The following is an 18,499-nucleotide window of genomic DNA, read 5'->3' on the forward strand; positions in this document are numbered from 1 at the left end:
TAAATAGTTTATTCGTAACATTGCAAGTCTAAACCTACTATCATGCTTTTTTATCACAATTTTTAATTATAGTATAGAAAAGATAGAATTTCCATGATTTTTTCAGTTTTTTATTTAGTAAAACGAAAACTTAATAAGAAAGCAAATTTGTTCTGAATTTACAGGATATTATTTAAAAAGTAAAACCACATAAATATTGCAATTATGTGGTTTGAAATGTGAGTTATAGAAAAATCCTAAGTGTATTCCCTTTTATTTCTATCCTCGTCTCTTAATTTGATACAAAATATCATTCGCCGTTTCTTCAACAGCTTTGTTTGTTACGTCAATTACAGTACAGCCAATCTTGTCTACAATTTTCTGAAAGTAGGTTATTTCCTCTTTAATTCTATCAATTTTGGCGTAACTTGCTGTATCATTTAATCCTAGGGAAATTAATCTTTCTCTTCGAATATGATTTAGCTTTTCAGGGCTTATTTTTAACCCAAAGCATTTTTCAATGGGAACTGAAAATAATTCCTCTGGTGGATCCACTTCTGGAACTAAAGGCACATTCGCCACTTTAAGACGCTTATGGGCTAAATATTGTGAAAGAGGTGTCTTCGAAGTTCGCGACACTCCAACCAAAACGATATCCGCTTTTAAAATTCCTCTTGGATCTCGACCATCATCATATTTCACAGCAAATTCAATCGCTTCTACTTTTTTAAAATAATCTTCATCAAGCTTTCGAACAAGTCCAGGCTCAAATAAAGGTGTTTTTCCACTTTGTTGTTGAATTTCGTCCATTAATGGTCCGATGAGATCAAAGGCATATATTCCTTCTTCAGTTGAGCGTTTAATCATATATTTTCTTATTTCTGGCTTTACTAATGTAAAAGCAATCATTCCTTTATCATACTTCACTAAAGATATCACTTCGTCGATATTAGCTTGATCTTCTACATAAGGAAATCTTTTCAGGACTATATCTGATCCATTAAATTGGCTTATAGCTGCCTTCGTAACAAGCTCAGCCGTTTCACCAACTGAATCAGATACAACATAGATGACAACGGAATTACTCATTTATTGACATTCTCCTCTCCACTTCGTTTATTGGTCTTGAGCAAGTGATAAAAAAGCTTTCGTTATATTTGTTTTTGTTATTCTACCAATGACTTCAAATCCTTTTTCAGTTTCTTTCACAATGGGTAACGCATCAATTTGCTTTTCAATTAGCTTCTTGGCTACTTCGATTAATAAGTCTTCCTTTTGACACATTGTTATGTTCGGCATTCGCGTCATAATAATATTCACAGGAATATTGGATAAATCCTGTTTTCCTAAACTTGCTCGAAGTAAATCTTTTCTAGAAAGAACCCCAACTAGAACAGTTGCCTGATCTACAACAAACATCGTTCCTACATCTTCTAGAAACATCGTACAAATAGCGTCATATACAGACACATTTTCACTTACAACTACTGGTATCGACTGATAATCCTTTACATAGAGTTTCTTTAAATTTTCCGTCAATAATTGTGTTCCCGATTTCCCAGTGTAAAAATAGCCTACACGTGGTCTGGCATCTAAAAAACCAGCCATCGTAAGAATGGCTAAATCAGGTCTTAATGTTGCCCTGGTTAAATTTAGTTGATCGGCTATTTGTTCACCCGTAATCGGGCCACTATCTTTGACAATTTGCAATATTAGCTCTTGTCGTTTATTTAATTCGATTGTGATCACCACCTAATTAATCAAATGATAAATACGATTTATTCATAAGAATTATTATATACTTAATATAGGTAAATGAAAAAGATTAAAAGCCTGTCGTAATGATGACAGGCTTTTACAGTTATTTGACAATGATCTCATTCACTTTTGCAAAGTTTAAAATATAATTTGCAAGAGTTGCGAGTAAACTTAATCGATTCATTTTGATTTCTTGGTTATCTACCATGACCATTGTATGATCGAAGAAATTGTCAATGGCAGGTTTTAAAGAGATTAATAACTCATAATTCTTTTCGTCGTTGTTCAAATGGTCAAGATTTTTCTCAAGTAATTGTATTTGCTCATATAATGTTTTTTCAAATTCATTTTCGAATAATGATGGCTTAACCTCTTGTATTTCGTCAATTTTCCCAGCAATATTTAATACCCTACTTAAGGCTTCCATATTCTCTTTAAAATCAACATCTGCTTTTTTCTGATCTAAAATTAAAGCACGAGAGACAAGTGAGCCTACAACACCGATATTTCCACCTAAAATAGCTTCTATAATATCATAACGAATCCCTTTTTCCTGTAGTAAATGTTTGATTCGAAGTTTAAAAAAGCTTATGAGCTCTTCATTCATTTCTTCATTTGATTTCTTTTGGATTTTTGCCTGTTCAATTAAATTGATTGTAAATGAAAGTATTTCTTCTAAAGAAACATTCCATTTTCGATCTAATAATATTTGAACAATACCTGATGCTTGACGTCGAAGTGCGTATGGATCTTGAGAACCGCTTGGAATCTTTCCAATTGCAAAGAAAGAGGTAATTGTATCAAGTTTATCTGCAAGAGCAAGTACAGCACCAACATTGCTGGTTGGAGTCATTCCATCAGCACTACGTGGCATATAATGCTCATTGATGGCTAATGCCACAAGATCATCTTCACCTTTTTGCATGGCATATTTTTCACCCATTACCCCTTGTAATTCTGGAAATTCATAAACTAAATTTGTTACTAAATCAAATTTACAAATTTCTGCCGCCCGGTCTACTGCTTTTTGTTCTTCGGCATTTTCTATCGTTAATAATGCAATTTTGTTTGCCAATTCACGAACCCTTGCCATTTTATTAGAAAGTGTCCCTATTTCTTCATGATAGACAATGGAATTTAGTTTTTGTAAACAATCATCAATCTTTAATTTTTGATCTTCCTTATAGAAAAATGCAGCATCTGAAAGCCTAGCACGTAACACCTTTTCATTTCCCTTTGCAACGGTTTCCAAGTGCATATGATCACCATTTCTTACCGTTACGAAGAAAGGCAATAACTGCCCTTCTATTGATTTAACTGGGAAATAACGTTGATGCTCTTTCATTGATGTAATTAACACTTGTTCTGGTAAATCCAAGAACGATTCTTCAAATTGCCCGAACAAAACGGTTGGGTACTCAACAAGATTTGTTACTTCCTCAAGTAAGTCTTCATCAACAGGAATTTGCCAATCTTTTTCTTCCATTAAATTTTCAAGTTGTGATAAAATAGCTGTCTTTCTTTCAGAAGCATCGACCATAACAAATTGACTAAGCATCCTTTGTACATAATCTGAAGGTGTATCGAGAGTGATTCTCTCACCTAGAAAGCGATGCCCAAAAGTGAATCGATCTGTATGAACATTCGTTATTTCAAATGGGATGATTTCAGTTCCAAATAAAGCTACTAACCACTTAATTGGGCGAATATATTTTAGATCCTGATTAGCCCAGCGCATATTTTTTGGAAAATAAAGATTTGTAATTACTTGTTTTAAGTTAGGAAATAATTCTTTCGTTTCCTTCCCCTTTGTAAATTTATTCACATGAGCATATTCAATTCCATTGATCTCTTTGAAATAGATATCCTCTACATTTACACCTTGACCTTTTGTAAAACCAATGGCAGCTTTACTCCACTCCCCTTGATCATTAAGAGCAATCTTCTTCGCAGGTCCTTTCGCCTCTTCTTGACTATCTTCTTGTTTTTCAGCTACACCTTCGAGAAGGATTGCTAATCTTCTTGGAGTGGAATAGCGGTATAATTTATCATAAGATATTTTATTTTCATCTAACCAAGCAGTAACCTTTTGTTCTAGCTGCAAGGAAGTTTCTGAAATAAAGCGAGCAGGCATTTCTTCTAATCCAATTTCCAATAGCAAGTCACGTTTACTCATTTTTGTTTGCCTCCTCACGTTTTAAAATAGGGAATCCAAGTTTTTCCCTTTCTTCATAAAATGTTTTCGCTACTTTTCGTGCTAAATTTCGGCAGCGGCCAATATAACCTGTTCTTTCAGTAACAGAAATGGCCCCCCTCGCATCTAAAAGATTGAAAACATGTGAGCACTTTAACACATAATCATACGCTGGATGCACGAGACCATTATCCATTTGCTGGTGTGCTTCTTGTTCATATATGTTAAATAGATTAAAGAGCATTTCTTTATTAGAAGTTTCAAATGTATATTTTGAATGTTCGTATTCAGGCTGATAAAAGATATCTCGAACTGTAAACCCTTCTGTCCACTCTAAATCAAATACATTTTCTTTGTCTTGAATATAAGAAGCTAAACGTTCAATTCCATACGTAATCTCAACAGATACAGGCTTACATTCTAATCCACCAACTTGTTGGAAATACGTAAATTGAGTAATTTCCATTCCATCCAACCACACTTCCCATCCTAAACCTGCACAACCTAAAGATGGGTTTTCCCAGTTATCTTCAACAAAACGAATATCATGCTCAAGTGGATTAATCCCTAAGGCTTTAAGTGAATCTAAATAAAGCTCTTGGATATTATCTGGTGATGGTTTCATAATCACCTGAAATTGATGGTGCTGATAAAGTCGGTTAGGATTTTCCCCATACCTTCCATCAGCAGGTCTACGTGATGGCTCAACATAAGCAACATTCCATGGCTCTGGTCCGATCGCTCGCAGGAATGTATACGGACTCATTGTTCCCGCTCCTTTTTCAACATCATAGGCCTGCATCAAAATGCAACCTTGCTCTGACCAATGCTTTTGTAACGTTAAAATCATGTTTTGAATATTCATTGGTACAATACACCTCCATAAATTTTTAAAAAACAAAAAACTCTCGTCCCTATGCCTAAGCATAGGGACGAGAGTTACCCGCGGTTCCACCCTAATTGCAACCTTTAAAATATAAAAGTTGCCACTTTAACTAAATGCTGCTCCAGAACGCCTTCCTTATTGTTCTATCACCTAGCTCCCACTATCCTAGGCTCGCTTTCATAGAGGGAAATAAGTACTATTTTCCTTCTTAGCAACTATTTTTTTGTCTGGCTCCAGCGCCTAGCCCCTCGAGGTCAAATGTTCGAAACTCAAAAAGTCAAAGAACGACTTTCTGAGTTTCGAAGCATTTGCTTGTCGGGGCTGATCAAGGCGCTTACGCTTTTCTTATATAATAAAGATATTATATTAAATATTTACTCATTGTCAACAAGGTTATAACTTCATTCGGAATTGGTCCATTTGGTCAAGAAATTTTTTGGATTTTAAATGAAGCCCAGAATATTCTTCATAATAAGCATGAATAATTTTTTTTAGTTCCTGTTTTGTTTCTGCTTTTACCGAAATATCTCCTAATCTAGATAAATCAAAAAAATAAAAGATCCTTAATAACTTCACGGTTGAACTTGAAATCTTAAAATGATAAGGATCTGTTTCTAAGCATCGATGACAAATGAAGCCATTTTCACGAATAGAAAATGAAAAATGACCGTCTGTTTTACCACAAACGGCGCATTGATTTAAAATTGGATACAGACCTAAGGAGTTTAACATTTTCATTTCAAAAATATGAATGAGAATGTCTAAATCGTACTCTTCATTCATATAGTTAATTGTTTGTAATAATAGTTCAAATAAATAAGGATTAGGTTTTTTTTCATCTGTACACTTATCTGTTAATTCTAAAATATAGCTGGCATAAGCAGTTAAAATGATATCTTCACGAATGGTTCTCATGGAAGAAATCATTTCTCCTTGCTGTAAAGTACCTAAACCATTTCCTTTTTGAATTAAGTAATAACCGTAAGAAAAAAGCTGAGTGATGGCAGCCAATCGACTGTTTGGCTTTTTTGCACCACGCGCCATCACTCCTACCTTTCCCCATTCACGGGTGTATAATGTTACAATTTTATTTGTTTCACTGTAATCGGTTGTTCTTATGACGATGCCTTCGCATTTTTGAAGCATCTAGCGTCACCATCCAATATATTTGTGACAAATCTATGAGATGGGAAAATCAATCTCAGCTAGCTCATCATCCTGATTTCTGGGTATTTCTTGCTTTTCCTTCTCTAACTCCTTAAAGATTAGATAAGTGTCAATGTTACCTGTTTGAGAAAACACTTTCCAGGTAAAATCTAACATCGAAAACCCCACCTTTCAATTTTTACTAGCGTTGTAAATCCCAAATCCTTACGTTTATCTTAGCCAAACAATCAAATTTCATGAGACGAAATATTTACTAATTCTAATTATGAATAAACATTTTTTACCAATCTAAGGATTAATACTCATCATCTCGAAATCCATAATCTCGTAACTGTGACATCTTATTCCGCCAATCCTTTTGAACTTTAACCCAAAGCTCAAGAAAAACCTTTGAACCTAATAAATTTTCAATATCGATTCTCGCACGTTTCCCAATTTCCTTTAGCATACTTCCTTGTTTTCCAATAATAATCCCTTTTTGGGAATCTCTCTCGACAATAATTGTTGCCATTACATTGATGACATCTTTCTCATGTCTTCGTTCCATTTTTTCAATTACAACTGCTAAGGAATGAGGTATTTCTTCCCGTGTTAAGTGTAAAGCTTTTTCACGAATTAATTCCGAGACAATAAATCGCTCTGGATGATCGGTTACTTGATCTGCTGGATAATATTGTGGCCCTTCAGGTAAAACTTCCTTAATTACCTTTAAAAGATGTTCAACATTATTTCCTTCCAATGCCGAAATTGGGACGATTTCCTGGAAAGGATATTTTTCCTTATATGATTCAATTAATGTAAAGAGTGCGTCAGGGTGTATTTTGTCAATTTTATTAATGATTAAGAAGATAGGTGTATTCACAGTCTGAAACTTTTCAATGATAAATTCTTCTCCACGGCCAAATCCTTCTTCAGCATTTACCATAAAGAGAATAAGGTCTACACCTTTTAACGTATTTTGTGCGACCTTCATCATAAAATCGCCTAGTTTATGTTTTGGTTTATGAATTCCAGGTGTATCGATAAAAATGAGTTGCGAATCTTCTGTTGTTAATACTCCTTGGACTTTATTTCGAGTTGTTTGTGGTTTATCGCTCATAATGGCAATTTTCTGCCCAATGACTCGGTTTAGGAAGGTTGATTTCCCAACATTCGGTCTGCCAATAATGGAAATAAAACCTGATTTGTATGCTGTGCTTTGCTTTTGATTGTTCATTTGATTCCTCCGGTATGCGCATATCCTAGTAAGTACAAATTCTAAAATCTTTAGTATAAGCAATTAACAGGTTAAACTAAATTTCTTTATTTCTTATTTTACCTCATTTCTTTTCCTATTTCATTAGTTGTTGCAAAAACGTAATATAAAAATTTGAATTTTCTAAACATTTAAGGCTATTTGCCTTATTTATGTCATTTTATCGAAAGTGTTTAACATTATCAAATAAGGTTGAAAAATAGAGGAGCTTATTTAGCTCCTCTCAAAAAAGTGTAATAATTTTAGGAATGAAGATGATCATTCCTATAATGATGGATAAGAAAGCATACGTTAGAACAGCACCTGCCGCGATGTCTTTTGCTTGTTTAGCTAATGAATGAAACTGGTAGTCTGTTACTAAATCAACTACCCTCTCTATTGCAGAATTTATCATTTCCAATGCAAGCATTCCGCCAATAGCAAATAAAATAAACATCCATTCTGTACGATTGATCGAAAGACAATAGCCGATAAATACGACTAATAAAGAAATAATTATGTGGATCCTCATATTTCGTTCTTGAAAAATGGAACAACAAATACCTTCAATTGCAAACTTGAAGGTATCAGCAAATTTACGTTTCCGTTTTTTATCGTTTAAGGCCATAATCTTCTAAAAGTTCTCTTTGTAAAGAAAACATTTCCTTTTCTTCTTCCTCCGTTTCATGGTCAAACCCTAATAAATGGAGAAAACCATGAACCGCTAGAAATCCTAATTCACGCAGGAAAGAATGACCATACTCTTCTGCTTGTTCCTTTGCCTTTGGGATGGAAATAATAATATCTCCCAAAACTCTTGGTTGATCGGCTCCGACAATTTCCACTTCTCCTTCACCAAGCTCTTCCATTGCAAAGGAAATCACATCTGTTGATTTATCCTTGTTCCGGTATTCTCGATTAATTTCTTGAATCCTCTCATTTGTAACAAAGGTAATGGAGATTTCACTCCCTATTTCAACCTCTTGTCTCTTAGCAGCAAAATTCAATAAACTGCCTATTTCCGTAATCTCTTCTACAGATAAACTACTTGTTTCATCTACAAAATCAATTTCTAAAGTCATTCTTCGTCCACCCTTGATTACTCATTTTTTGGATATTCTATTCGTGAATGGAATATACCTTTAAGTGTTTCACTTAATGAATGTGCAACTACATTTATTTCCTTTAAAGTTAAATCACATTCATTAAATTGACCATCTTGAAGTCTGTCCGCAATAATATTACGAATTAATGATTCAATTTGTTCAGCAGATGGCTGTGACATCGACCTGACAGCTGCCTCTACACTATCTGCAATCCCTATGATAGCTGATTCCTTCGTTTGTGCACGTGGTCCTGGATAACGATAATCTTCTTCTTTAGCCTCAAGACCATTTTTCTTAGCCTTATGGTAGAAGAATTTTAATAAAGTTGTCCCATGATGTTGTTCCGCAATATCCACAATTTCTTTTGGCATTCGGTGCTTTTTAAGCATTTCTGCCCCATCTGTCGCATGAGCAACAATGATATTTCTACTCGTTTGAGGTGGTAAACGATCATGAGGATTTTCAATATTCATTTGATTTTCAATGAAAAATTGTGGCCTCTTAGTTTTCCCAATATCATGATAATAACAACCGACACGTGCAAGAAGTCCATTTGCACCAATCGCCTCACAGGCAGCCTCCGCTAGATTCGCTACCATTACACTATGATGATATGTCCCCGGTGCTTCTGTAAGTATTTTTCTTAAAAGCGGATGGTTAGGATTAGAAAGCTCAATTAAGCGCATCGTTGACAAAATCCCAAAGCTTGCTTCAAAGAATGGTAAAAACCCGATTGTAAGAACAGACGAAGTAATCCCTGATACGAGAGCAACAATGACATAAAAACCGTAGTCAAGACCACTATATTGCCCATTTTGTAAAAACATTAACGAAAATATAACGACCAAATTAACCACTGAAACATAAAGACCAGCCTTTAAAATTTTTGATCGATGATTTTGTCTACTTAAGATAAGGATGCCCGCAATCCCGCTACATAATATATAAATTCCAACTGAAGTGTTAAATGTACCTGCTACACCTTGATTAAAAATTATACTGCCGCAAACGGCAATAATCATAGTAAAAAGAATCGAGAGCTTTTCTTCCATTAATATTTTGATAAGAAGTGCTCCCATTGCAACTGGATATATATAACCGATTTCTGCATAGTCAAATTGTTGGAACAAGCTAACTATTTTCATAATGATAATTGCTAAAATAAAGATGATACTAAATAAAAGTAAATAAGATTGTTTTGTCTCTGCTGATGTTCTTAACTCGTTAAAATAATAATAAATGGAAGCGAGCATAATAGAAATAATCAATGTTAGACCAACAAATGGTTGGATAGCCTTTTCACTATTTATCAATCCTACTAGTTCTAACTGACGATAAATATCTGGATTGACGAGTTGACCTTCTTCAACAATAATTTGCCCCTGTAAAATTTTCACAGGTTCAACACTTTCCATTTTTTGCTGTCTTGATTCTTCTGTAGCTTTTTGATCGTAAAATTTATTTTGAATAACTGCATATCTACCAATTTCGATAGCCGCAGATTTTAAATTACTATTCAAGCTTGAGAATTTCAGTTGCTCTTCTAATCGCTTTTTCGCATTTTCCACACCATCAGCTGAAATACTAACGCTCATTACTTCATTAATGGCAGTAATGGTTAAATCCTTTGCGATCAATACTTCATCTTTCTTGGCAAGGAGGAGCGCTTCGAAAGTTTGGTTCGAAAGTTCTTTAGTTTCATTCTCAGTCAATTTTTCTTTTAACGTTGTTACCCTTGTTTGTATGCTTGGAGGTATTTTGTCTGTTTCATCTGTATTCGCAAGTGATTCCTTTATATCTTCATTTACCTCAAGAGCCGATTCAAATATCGAAATCGTTAAATCAATTCTATTCTCAGCAATTTCCCGATTGACAACATAAACATCTTTTACCTGTTCTGATGCTTCTTTCCTCTTTTTCTCCGTACTTAACTTATCTTCCACAGTACTTGGCGAACGTACTGTTTGTTTTGATACCTCTAATCTTCTAATATCTAGTTTTTCAGGTTTGACATTGCTATACATGGACATAAATAGAACAAATCCCATAATCAAATACAATAAAACACGAAAAAAAGAAATATCTAATAAATTCCTTAATTTCCCTAAGTGTTTTTGAAAATTATCCATATCTTCCCCTCCTATCACAGTCCATGATTAGACTAGATAAGCGAATGCTTTCGCATTTCAGTATGTTTTGTAAAATCATAACAGTTTTCATAACTTTTTTCACTAAAAAACCCTTTAATGCGCCAAAATGCAAAAAAGACTAGTCTTAATCATGAAATTCTTGTAGACTAGTCTCTTTGTAAATTTAATTTAGTGTCTCATAAGCCGCAATGATTCGACCTACTAAAGGATGGCGAACCACATCGCTTTGCTCTAAATAAATAAGGGAAATACCTTTTACATTATTCAAAATTTCTTCAGCGACGATTAGCCCAGATTTAGCTCCCTTTGGCAAATCAATCTGTGTTCGATCACCTGTGATGACCATTTTCGACCCAAATCCAAGACGAGTTAAAAACATTTTCATTTGAGCGTGTGTAGTGTTTTGTGCTTCATCAAGAATAACAAAAGCATCATCAAGTGTACGTCCCCTCATATAAGCTAAAGGGGCAATTTCGATCGTTCCTCGCTCCATGAGTCTACCTGTATGTTCTGCTCCTAAAATATCATGTAAAGCATCATATAAAGGTCTTAAATATGGATCCACTTTTTCTTTTAGATCTCCTGGTAAAAAGCCAAGACTTTCTCCCGCCTCTACTGCTGGCCTAGTCAAAATAATACGTTTCACTTGCCCGTTTTTCAATGCATTAACAGCCATGACAACAGCTAAATAGGTTTTTCCTGTACCAGCAGGCCCGATACCAAATACTAAATCATTTTGTTTAATCGCTGTGACATAATGACGTTGTCCTAGTGTTTTTATACGGATCGATTTACCTTTTGCATTTTTAGTAATTTCTTCATCATATATTTCAATGAAATATTCCAAAGTCCCTTTATGAGCAAGCTGAATGGCGTATAACACATCTCTTGAACTGATATTTATCCCTCTACGAATAATGAAAAGAAGTTTCTCTAATATCTTCCCAGCTATTTCAACATTTTGAGAGCTACCTGATATGATTACTGATTCTCCTCTTGTGATCACTGAAACAGTTAATTCTTGTTCGAGCATCTTTAGATTTGAATCTGCATTACCAAATAAATTTAATGCCTCATTTGGGTTATCTAGATGAATATCCATTGTTTTAATTTCTTCTGTCATTTACGAGTCTCCTTGAGTGATTGGTTGCGCCTTAACAATATCTTCTATAACTTGGAAATGAATTGATAAGTTAACTTTACCATTCTGAATGGATTGGTGCAAAACTTTTTCACCCTTTATACTAGCCCCTTCTGACAAGATCCCTTTAATATCTTCTCTTGCCAAATTGCTTGCCATTTGTAAACCTTCTTCTTTCGTGTATTCCCTAGTTACTTTTTCTCGCTCACGATATGTTTCCTTTACATAGGAAATAGGGAGCTCCCACTTTAAAAGACGAATTTTCTTTTCTGTTGTTTCCTTTTCATACTCCTGAAATGGAATTTTTCCAAATCCCCAAAATGGAACTTGAAATTTCCCAAATCGAATCGCTTGTTTTTCCTTCTCTCCACCATTGAATACGTAGAAAGTCGATTTCAACGGTAAAGTCACATCAGATTTATACCATGTTTCACCAAGAATTTCTGCTTTTGCTGGGATAATCGTTGGCTGCTCTTCCTTACCAATTGTACCCGATACTAGCAATTGCCCAGGAACAACATGATCAAATAGTTTTACCTTAGCTTGTCCTTTTTCGACAAATATTTTTACGATGACCGCTTTTTTCTTAGCGACCAAATTTCTTGGACTTAAAAGCTTAGGTTTTTCAGGTTGATTTTTTTCAACAACTTGAAAGTGGTAGGTCGTCCCTTTTAATTCCACACCGATCCAAGTCAATGCTTCGATTCGATCTGTTAATTTTTTTTGAATTGTATCAACATCATCAATATTGAATTGAAGCTTTCCTACATCTATTCCTAGTTTCGTTAGTTCTTTTCTAATTTGATGTTCAGTTGAAGGTTTTGCTCCTTTAATCTCAATCCCCCATACCATATTTGATAGGAGGATCATGATAAGGATAAAACCAAGTGCTCCAACTAGGAATCCGCCATTACGAAACAATCTTTTCAAAAGAAATGGTGCACCTTTTCTTTGCAGGAATTTAACTTTACAGTCAAATGACCGTTTTGCTTTACGTAAATGTTTAACATCGGATAATTTCATCTTAAAAAGAATTGTATCGGTTCCCACCTTTTTGACATTCCAAATAACAAGCCCATTTCTTGTGAGGGAATTAATAAATCTTTCAATCCCTTTTCCAGTAACCTTTACAGTGACTATGCCGGAATAAAATTCGATCCACTGATTCTTCATTTTCTTCCCCCTGAATTATTCGTTTAAATAAATGACATGATCTATTTTTCCTTCTAAGAGGATTTCCTCTGGTAGTATAGTTTTGATAACAAATCCTTTTCCTTTTACAAGTAATTGACCTTGTTTCAATAAAAGGCGCAACTCTTGGTCAGAGAAGGTTAGAAGTCCACGGTGATTTTCTATATAAATATGAATTTGTCCGATCATCGTAATTCGGGGTAAATCCATCATGACATCTTGAGGAAGATCCATTTTTTCTGTCATCCATTTTCGGACCTTAAGTCCCCATCTTTTGGTCATAAAAAAAGAACCCCCTTTCATCTCAAATGTATGAGATAAAAGGAGGTAATAGAACATTAACCTTATTTTTTAGCTATTCTTCTTGTTGAATGAGATTTTAGAGCTCTTGGTGGTCCAAGAATTTCCGCCCAAATAACCCCCTCAATCACATTATCTTTTTTAGGAGTAAAGTCAAAATCCTCCCCATTTTTTTCAATTTCCGAAATGATTTCTTTTCGTTTTTCTCTTTGCTGACTAGTATGTTTTATAGAAGTAATTTTTTCATTTTGAATACTTTTTTCAGAAACTTCCTTCCTATCTTCGTACTTCTCCAGCCTTTTCTCTTTTTTCATACTTGGTTTCGAGTCGGAACGTAAAATTTCTGGTTGGTTTTCATGAACTATTGGTGGAAAGTCTCTCCCTTTTTTCCATTCCGTTTGTTTTGTTCGTGAATGATCATTATTCGATTCCTTTAATTTTTTTAAAACGGAAGTAATCGCTCCAATAATAAAGAGAAAAACCACCCAATTGTCAAAGATAAAATCCAAAAGGGAAACCTCCCTTCTTCGCTAAAATAAATCTATTTATTTCTGTCATCATCTTTTTTATCACTAGACAATTTGCCGATTGAACCTCTCATATCGGTATCTGCTGAAATATTTTGGATATTCATATAATCCATGACACCAATATTTCCAGATTTTAAAGCTTCCGCCATAGCCAAAGGAACCGTAGCTTCTGCTTCTACTACTTTTGCACGCATTTCTTGTACTTTCGCCTTCATTTCTTGTTCTTGGGCTACCGCCATTGCACGGCGTTCTTCTGCTTTTGCTTGAGCAATTTTTTTATCTGCTTCTGCTTGTTCCGTTTGTAATTCTGCACCGATATTTTTACCGATATCTACATCCGCAATATCAATCGATAGAATTTCAAATGCTGTTCCTGCATCTAAACCTTTAGAAAGAACTGTTTGTGAGATCATATCTGGGTTTTCCAATACTTTTTTATGATTATCCGATCCCCCGATCGTTGATACAATCCCTTCCCCAACACGGGCAACAATCGTTTCCTCACCAGCACCACCTACTAATCGTTCAATATTAGCACGAACAGTGATTCTAGCTTTAGCTTTCACTTCAATTCCATCCATAGCCACACCCGCGATAAACGGAGTCTCTATTACTTTTGGGTTAACACTCATTTGAACAGCTTCCAACACATCTCGACCAGCTAAGTCGATTGCTGCACATCTTTCAAAGGTTAACTCAATATTGGCTCTATGTGCGGCAATTAAAGCGTTTACAACTCTGTCTACGTTACCACCAGCTAAATAATGACTTTCCAATTGATTAATTGTTACATTCAAGCCCGCTTTATGAGCCTTAATCAATGGGTTAATCACTCGACTTGGTGTCACTCGGCGAAGTCTCATACCTACAAGCGTAAATATATTTACCCTTACACCAGCTGCCAATGCTGAAATCCAAAGCATTACTGGGACAAATGTTAATAATACAGAAAGCAGAATGAAGCCAATAACAATAATAATAATGAAAAATGCTAAACTCGGATCAATCATTTTCTTCCTCCTTTGTTTCTCTAAATTCCCTTACGACAATCCTTGAACCTTCAACCTTAACAACCTTAATAAGCTGATCCTTTTGTATGAAGGCTCCTTCGCTAACGGCATCAACAATTTCTTCATTTATCATAATCTTTCCAGCTGGACGAAGCTGGGTTAAGGTAGTTCCCTTCCTACCAATCAACTCGGTTCTATTCACATTGGAAACATATCCTTGTTCCGTTGTAGTAGAATCGGTTAAGATGATTTTTTTGAAAATACTCATTTTTCTCCCCAACACCTTTATCATGAAAATAGACGCAATGATTGAAATGAAAAGTGCGATTACTATCGATATCCCCATATGAATTATATTATCACTAGCCAAAAATAAGCTTGCTAACATAGCGGCAAGACCAATGATACCAATAATTCCACCAGGTAAAAAAAGTTCTAATAAGATAAGTGCAAATCCGATAATAAAAAGAAAAATCATTTCATATCCAATTAGACCTTCTACAAGATGGCCATAGAAAAATAATGAAAATGCAGAAAGCCCGAGAAATCCTGAAAAACCAAATCCCGGAGAATAAAGTTCAAGCACAAGTCCTAGACAACCTATGGATAAAAGTATCGTGATTACGATAGGATTGGTTAAGAAACTTCCTATATGTCGTAGTGAACTTTCATCAAATAGAATACTCAATGAAAAGCAGGTAATAATAAGCAGAAAAAAGAGTAATACCCCTTTAATTCTCATCTTCTTCCCCCCTTTCTTTTGTCTTACTTTTAAATACGAATGAAAAGAGTGAAAGTTTCATTTTTTCGTTTAAGAAATTTAAATACTCGGATGTGATCAACACATTAGCAATGTATGGTTCACGTCCAGCTCCAGCGCCAAGCCCTATGCTTTTGTTCATTCTTTTTAAAAAGACCGCAAGCATAATGCTTGCGGTCTTTGATGTTTAGTTATGAAAGGTGTTGTTGTACAAGTTTATTTACTAGTGATCCATCAGCCTTACCTTTAACTTTCGGCATGATGGCAGACATCACTTTACCCATATCCGCTTTTGAAGTGGCACCAACTTCTACTACTGCTTCTTTTACAATATTAGCGATTTCCTCTTCAGAAAGTTGTTTTGGCATGTATAACTCAACTACTGTTATTTCTTGTCGTAGTTTTTCTACAAGGTCATTACGACCAGCTTTATCAAATTCATGGAGGGAGTCTTTGCGTTGTTTCATTTCGCGAGATAGGACCGTTAGCTCTTCTTCTTCAGAAAGCTCCTGCTTGCCAAGCATAATTGCTTCGTTTTGCATCGTAGCTTTGATCATCCGAATAACGGAGAGCTTGTCTTTTTCTTTGTTTTTCATCGCTTGCTTCATATCATTATTTAAACGCTCGAGAAGACTCATTACATACACCCTCTCTTACCACTTACGTTTTCTTGCAGCCTCAGACTTCTTCTTACGTTTTACACTCGGCTTTTCGTAGAATTCGCGCTTTCTAGCTTCTTGTATAGTACCAGATTTAGATACCGTACGTTTGAAGCGACGAAGAGCATCTTCAAGCGATTCGTTTTTGCGAACGACAGTTTTAGACATTCTCTTTCCCTCCCTCCGAACACAACACACTAACATCAAACAATGTACCTTACGATTATAATATAACAGTGAAACAAGGTCAACTGTAATTAAAACGTATTCGCGTTGTAATTTATCTCCTTATTTCTACAAAAAACTACATTTATATAGCTGCCTTTTCTTTTAAAGAGACATTTTCATCTAATACCCGAACAAACTGCCCCTCATTATAAGGATATCCTGCCTTCTCGATTTTTACTTTAACAATTTTTCCTATCATTTCTTCATTTCCTGGAAAAATAACTTTTAAGTAATTATCAGTATAACCCTCTAACAATCCTTCTGCTTCGCCGTTTTTGAAAACGTCCTCTGGTATCACTTCTAGCACTTCATCTTCAAACTGTGATGCATACTCTTTTGCTAATTGATCAGAAAGAGAAATTAAGCGATGGACACGTTCATTTTTGACTTCCTCATCAACTTGCTCATCCATACGAGCAGCTGGTGTTCCAGTACGTTTTGAATATGGAAAAACATGTAATTCTGAAAATTTATGTGTTTTTATAAAATTATAAGTCTCCATGAATTCTTCTTCTGTTTCGCCAGGGAAACCAACGATGACATCAGAAGTAACCGCCAGTCCAGGTAGGACTTCTTTCAATCGATCCAAACGTTCACCAAAGAATTCCATCGTATATTTACGACGCATTCTTTTTAAAACAGAATTTGATCCTGATTGTATAGGAATATGCAAATGACGAACGATAATATTGGATTCATTTATGACTTCAATCACTTCATCTGTGATTTGGCTTGCTTCAATAGATGAAATACGAAGACGTTCAAGCCCAGTTACTTTTGCCTCTAAGTCCTTAAGAAGCATAGCCAAATTGTAATCCTTCAAATCTTCCCCATATCCACCTGTATGAATGCCTGTTAACACAATCTCTTTATAACCCGCATCTACTAATTGCTGTGCTTGATTAACGACTTCTTTTGGATCACGAGATCTCATTAAACCACGAGCCCAAGGAATAATACAGAAGGTACAGAAATTATTGCAACCTTCTTGAATTTTTAATGAGGCACGAGTACGATCGGTAAACGCTGGAACATCTAACTCTTCATAAACTCGGTTTTTCATAATATTACGAACACCATTAATTGGCTGTCGTTCGTTTTTATATTGTTCAATATAGTCAAGCATTTTAACACGATCTTGGGTACCTACAACGACATCCACACCAGGTATTGCCATGATTTCAGCTGGTGATGTTTGTGCATAACATCCAGTTACACAAATAACTGCATCTGGATTTTTTCTTACTGCACGACGAATCACTTGACGACTTTTTTTATCCCCTGTATTTGTAACCGTACAAGTATTAATAATATAAACATCTGATGACGATTCAAATTCGACTCGTTCATAGCCCTCTTGTTTAAAAAGCTGCCAGATGGCTTCTGTTTCATAATGGTTTACTTTACATCCTAATGTATGAAAAGCAACTGTTGGCATGATAAATCACCTCGATAATTCAAAATGATAGGAAACAGCTGATAATAAATATAAAGGAGCTGTTTCTGTTCTTAATATTCTTGGACCTAGTCCACATAATTGAAAACCATGCTCCTGTAGAAGGCCTACCTCATTAGAAGTTAAACCACCTTCAGGACCAAAGACAACGATCAAGGATTGTTGATCTTTTAATTTTTGTAGCGATTTTGCTAATATTGAAGTTTCGCCTTTTCGTGACTCTTCTTCAAAAGCGACAAGTTTACATTCAAAACCTTCACTTAAGGCAATTAATGATTGCAAATCTACTGGCTCATGAACACCTGGAATCTTATGTCGATGAGATTGTTCAGCAGCTTCTTTTGCAATTTTTTGCCATCTTTCGACTTTTTTTTCAGCCTTTTTATTGTCCCATTTCACAATTGAACGGGCTGCAGTAAAAGGGATAAATTGATTGGCACCAAGTTCTGTCCCTTTTTGTATAATCCATTCCAGCTTATCCCCTTTAGGCAGACCACTCGCAATGACCACACGAATCGGTAATTCGGAAGTTCCTTCTTCCCATTTTACTACATCACATTGAACGAATTCATCGGTAATTTCTGCAATTGTGCAAATCCCTGATTGACCTGAAGAGTTCACACAAACAAGTTGATCCCCTTCAGACATTCTCATGACTCGAACAATATGATGATAGTCGTCACCTGTAATCACAACTTGTCCATTTGTATTTATATCGAAGGAAAAGTAACGTTGCATTTACCACACACC

General features: G+C 35.2%; 20 protein-coding genes and 1 other annotated feature. All 20 genes read right to left on the reverse strand.

Annotated features, from left to right (window positions below; translation table 11 throughout):
• Positions 1–258: 258 nt before the first annotated feature.
• The 20 genes from ACFSO7_RS19235 to ACFSO7_RS19330 all read right to left on the reverse strand — a co-directional run bounded on the left by ACFSO7_RS19235 (position 259) and on the right by ACFSO7_RS19330 (position 18,487).
• A complete protein-coding gene (locus ACFSO7_RS19235) occupies positions 259–1,068 on the reverse strand; it encodes a pyruvate, water dikinase regulatory protein (protein WP_377878984.1) in 810 nt (269 codons plus the stop codon).
• A 27-nt stretch (positions 1,069–1,095) separates the two neighbouring features.
• Entirely contained in the window at positions 1,096–1,728 is a 633-nt protein-coding gene (ccpN, locus tag ACFSO7_RS19240) for a transcriptional regulator CcpN (RefSeq protein WP_377879488.1), read from the reverse strand.
• Between the two features lie 112 nt (positions 1,729–1,840).
• The gene (glyS, locus tag ACFSO7_RS19245) at positions 1,841–3,913 is read right to left on the reverse strand and encodes a glycine--tRNA ligase subunit beta (RefSeq protein WP_377878985.1); all 2,073 of its coding nucleotides are present in this window, start codon (positions 3,911–3,913) and stop codon (positions 1,841–1,843) included.
• Positions 3,906–4,796 (reverse strand): glycine--tRNA ligase subunit alpha, encoded by an 891-nt coding sequence (gene glyQ / locus ACFSO7_RS19250; protein ID WP_377878986.1) that lies wholly within the window; start codon positions 4,794–4,796, stop codon positions 3,906–3,908. Before glyQ ends, glyS begins: the two co-directional genes overlap by 8 nt.
• Positions 4,797–4,856: 60 nt before the next feature.
• Positions 4,857–5,036: a binding site (T-box leader), on the reverse strand.
• A gap of 174 nt (positions 5,037–5,210) precedes the next feature.
• Positions 5,211–5,963 carry a DNA repair protein RecO gene (recO, locus tag ACFSO7_RS19255; RefSeq protein ID WP_377878987.1) on the reverse strand — a complete coding sequence of 251 codons (753 nt, stop codon included), beginning with the start codon at positions 5,961–5,963 and terminating at the stop codon, positions 5,211–5,213.
• A gap of 33 nt (positions 5,964–5,996) precedes the next feature.
• Positions 5,997–6,140, reverse strand: a complete 144-nt coding sequence (locus tag ACFSO7_RS19260; RefSeq protein WP_377878988.1) for a YqzL family protein — start codon at positions 6,138–6,140, stop codon at positions 5,997–5,999.
• Positions 6,141–6,279: 139 nt separating this feature from the next.
• Positions 6,280–7,200 carry a GTPase Era gene (gene era, locus ACFSO7_RS19265; RefSeq protein ID WP_377878989.1) on the reverse strand — a complete coding sequence of 307 codons (921 nt, stop codon included), beginning with the start codon at positions 7,198–7,200 and terminating at the stop codon, positions 6,280–6,282.
• 262 nt (positions 7,201–7,462) lie between these two features.
• Positions 7,463–7,846 carry a diacylglycerol kinase family protein gene (locus ACFSO7_RS19270; RefSeq protein WP_377878990.1) on the reverse strand — a complete coding sequence of 128 codons (384 nt, stop codon included), beginning with the start codon at positions 7,844–7,846 and terminating at the stop codon, positions 7,463–7,465.
• Positions 7,830–8,300 (reverse strand): rRNA maturation RNase YbeY, encoded by a 471-nt coding sequence (gene ybeY / locus ACFSO7_RS19275; protein WP_377878991.1) that lies wholly within the window; start codon positions 8,298–8,300, stop codon positions 7,830–7,832. Before ybeY ends, ACFSO7_RS19270 begins: the two co-directional genes overlap by 17 nt.
• A 17-nt stretch (positions 8,301–8,317) precedes the next feature.
• On the reverse strand, positions 8,318–10,453 hold the full coding sequence (locus ACFSO7_RS19280) for an HD family phosphohydrolase (RefSeq protein ID WP_377878992.1): 2,136 nt from the start codon (positions 10,451–10,453) through the stop codon (positions 8,318–8,320).
• A gap of 184 nt (positions 10,454–10,637) precedes the next feature.
• On the reverse strand, positions 10,638–11,597 hold the full coding sequence (locus ACFSO7_RS19285) for a PhoH family protein (protein ID WP_377878993.1): 960 nt from the start codon (positions 11,595–11,597) through the stop codon (positions 10,638–10,640).
• Positions 11,598–12,788 (reverse strand): sporulation protein YqfD, encoded by a 1,191-nt coding sequence (yqfD, locus tag ACFSO7_RS19290; RefSeq protein WP_377878994.1) that lies wholly within the window; start codon positions 12,786–12,788, stop codon positions 11,598–11,600.
• A 15-nt stretch (positions 12,789–12,803) separates the two neighbouring features.
• On the reverse strand, positions 12,804–13,088 hold the full coding sequence (gene yqfC / locus ACFSO7_RS19295; protein WP_377878995.1) for a sporulation protein YqfC: 285 nt from the start codon (positions 13,086–13,088) through the stop codon (positions 12,804–12,806).
• 62 nt (positions 13,089–13,150) lie between these two features.
• Positions 13,151–13,615 carry a hypothetical protein gene (locus ACFSO7_RS19300; protein WP_377878996.1) on the reverse strand — a complete coding sequence of 155 codons (465 nt, stop codon included), beginning with the start codon at positions 13,613–13,615 and terminating at the stop codon, positions 13,151–13,153.
• A gap of 32 nt (positions 13,616–13,647) precedes the next feature.
• Positions 13,648–14,646 carry a flotillin-like protein FloA gene (floA, locus tag ACFSO7_RS19305; RefSeq protein WP_377878997.1) on the reverse strand — a complete coding sequence of 333 codons (999 nt, stop codon included), beginning with the start codon at positions 14,644–14,646 and terminating at the stop codon, positions 13,648–13,650.
• Positions 14,639–15,388 carry an NfeD family protein gene (locus ACFSO7_RS19310; RefSeq protein ID WP_377878998.1) on the reverse strand — a complete coding sequence of 250 codons (750 nt, stop codon included), beginning with the start codon at positions 15,386–15,388 and terminating at the stop codon, positions 14,639–14,641. Before ACFSO7_RS19310 ends, floA begins: the two co-directional genes overlap by 8 nt.
• Positions 15,389–15,597: 209 nt before the next feature.
• Positions 15,598–16,044, reverse strand: a complete 447-nt coding sequence (locus ACFSO7_RS19315) for a GatB/YqeY domain-containing protein (protein ID WP_377878999.1) — start codon at positions 16,042–16,044, stop codon at positions 15,598–15,600.
• A 15-nt stretch (positions 16,045–16,059) separates the two neighbouring features.
• Positions 16,060–16,233, reverse strand: a complete 174-nt coding sequence (rpsU, locus tag ACFSO7_RS19320) for a 30S ribosomal protein S21 (RefSeq protein ID WP_019154564.1) — start codon at positions 16,231–16,233, stop codon at positions 16,060–16,062.
• A gap of 142 nt (positions 16,234–16,375) precedes the next feature.
• Positions 16,376–17,731, reverse strand: coding sequence for a tRNA (N(6)-L-threonylcarbamoyladenosine(37)-C(2))-methylthiotransferase MtaB (mtaB, locus tag ACFSO7_RS19325; RefSeq protein ID WP_377879000.1), 1,356 nt, complete (start codon positions 17,729–17,731; stop codon positions 16,376–16,378).
• A 6-nt stretch (positions 17,732–17,737) separates the two neighbouring features.
• On the reverse strand, positions 17,738–18,487 hold the full coding sequence (locus ACFSO7_RS19330) for a 16S rRNA (uracil(1498)-N(3))-methyltransferase (RefSeq protein ID WP_377879001.1): 750 nt from the start codon (positions 18,485–18,487) through the stop codon (positions 17,738–17,740).
• Positions 18,488–18,499: the final 12 nt, after the last annotated feature.

Origin of the sequence: Bacillus sp. CGMCC 1.16607 (assembly GCF_042683745.1) — a bacterium.
Classification (GTDB): Bacteria; Bacillota; Bacilli; order Bacillales; family Cytobacillaceae; genus Pseudoneobacillus.